This window comes from Aliidiomarina maris (genome assembly GCF_003987335.1).
Taxonomy (GTDB): Bacteria; Pseudomonadota; Gammaproteobacteria; order Enterobacterales; family Alteromonadaceae; genus Aliidiomarina; species Aliidiomarina maris.
On record NZ_PIPK01000029.1, the window covers coordinates 1 to 1,783 of the forward strand.

Consider the following 1,783-nt stretch of genomic DNA (forward strand, 5'->3'; position numbering starts at 1 on the left):
GTGACTGCTCCCCGCCCTAAGCGCTAATGCGCCACGGGCGAGGCTTCCAACTTCTCAGGCAGCAACTGGTACGTGACCAGATTGACGCTTGCCTCCATTGGCAGAGACCGACAGACCTGCGGCCTTTAATTTTAAAATGCCCTGCGCCTTGATATTGAAGGCGGCATTGATGTCTCGGTCATGCTGTGTTGAACAAGCTGGACAGTGCCAATCACGCACGGTCAGCGACAATTCTTCCAGCTTGTGTCCACAGCAAGAGCAGGTTTTTGAGCTGGCAAACCATTGTTCGATTTTAACCAAATGCTTGCCTTGTGCCTTAGCTTTGTATTCCAGCTTTTGAATCAGGCTCGACCAACTCGCATCGGCAATATGCTTGGACAATTTCCTGTTCTTCAGCATGTTTTTGACTTTCAGTGTCTCAACAATTATCGCTTGGTTTTCGTCAATAAGTTGCCGAGACAGCTTGTGCTGAAAATCAGCACGCGCATTCGCCAGTCGCTGATGTGCCTTAGCGAGTTTAAATCGGGCTTTTGCACGACCTTTGCTGCCTTTCTGGCAGCGCGATAAGGCTTTTTGTTTACGGCGCAGATTGGCACTGGCTTTCTTCAAAAAACGTGGATTCGGTTTTTTTGTGCCATTTGAATCAATGACAAGATGTGTTAAGCCCATATCCAATCCGAGCACTTGAGCCGCATTCAGGCTTTGGATTGGCGCAGGCGCTTCCTGCCCATCTTCATACAGTAATGAGGCATAGTATTCACCCGTCACGGTGCGAGACAGGGTAATACTTTTTAGTTCACCCTCAACCTGGCGATGAATACGCGCTTTGATAGGCTGCTTTAACTTCGGTACTTTAATCCAGTCACCACCACAGCTGATACTCGTGCAGTGATAGCTGGATTGATTGCCGTGTTTACGCTTGAATTTAGGATGGCGAGCAGGCAGCTTGGGGTCAAAGAAGCTTTGAAAGGCTTTATCCAGATTGATACATGCCTGCTGGAGTGCAATCGAATCAAAATCTTTGAGCCAGTGATACTTACGAGATGTCTTTGCAACAGCCAAAAGCGGCTTAATGTCTTTTTTGGCCTTGAGTTTCAGGCCGTGGCGCTTGTACTTACTGCTGATGATATGCAAAGCCTTGTTATATGCAAAGCGCACAGCGCCGAACTGACGTTTTAAAAAATCCGCCTGCTCAGGTGTAGGATAAATGCGTACTTTGGTGGCCTTTAACATTTCAGCGCTCATTGATATAATTTGTTTATTATAAGTCATTAAGGTCATATTTCAAGTGAGTGTGCATCATAAAGAATTGCTATCAGATTACCTTCGAAAACGCCACAGCGTCACCAAGCTTGTTGTCCACCTGGTCTTTACCACCAAGTACCGACGAAAACTGTTCGATGGCTATATGATTGAGCAGCTGCGCGAAGCATTTGAGTCTGCTTGCGAGAAACTGGAATGTGACATGCTGGAAATGGACGGTGAAGAAGAGCATGTTCATCTGTTGATAGCCTACCCACCGAAACTGGCGATCAGTATCATGGTTAACAACCTGAAGTCAGTCTCATCACGCCGGATACGCATACTCAATACCCACATACCCCGACAAAGCAAAAGTGCAGCACTCTGGTCGCGTTCCTACTTTGCCTGTAGCGCAGGTGGAGCAACTATCGAAACACTGAAAGAATATGTACAAAGTCAGGCCATACCTGACTAGAACCGCTGCGCGGCTCCCGCTTATATCCCCGCCCGATTGGGCGAGGGTTTACGCGGATTTTGCTAA

Annotated in this window: 2 protein-coding genes; one reads left to right on the forward strand and one right to left on the reverse strand. The window is 47.6% G+C overall.

Features of this window, described 5'->3' with window-relative positions:
• Nucleotides 1-54: 54 nt before the first annotated feature.
• Nucleotides 55-1,233, reverse strand: a complete 1,179-nt coding sequence (locus CWE07_RS14170; RefSeq protein WP_126819029.1) for an RNA-guided endonuclease InsQ/TnpB family protein — start codon at nucleotides 1,231-1,233, stop codon at nucleotides 55-57.
• A gap of 55 nt (nucleotides 1,234-1,288) precedes the next feature.
• Between CWE07_RS14170 and tnpA the strand changes: the two genes are divergently transcribed.
• Entirely contained in the window at nucleotides 1,289-1,717 is a 429-nt protein-coding gene (gene tnpA, locus CWE07_RS14175) for an IS200/IS605 family transposase (RefSeq protein ID WP_126819030.1), read from the forward strand.
• Nucleotides 1,718-1,783: the final 66 nt, after the last annotated feature.

Excerpts from the sequence above, each read along its gene's own strand:
- CWE07_RS14170 (WP_126819029.1), bottom strand. The coding sequence starts at position 1,233 with ATGTTAAAGGCCACCAAAGTACGCATTTATCCTACACCTGAGCAGGCG.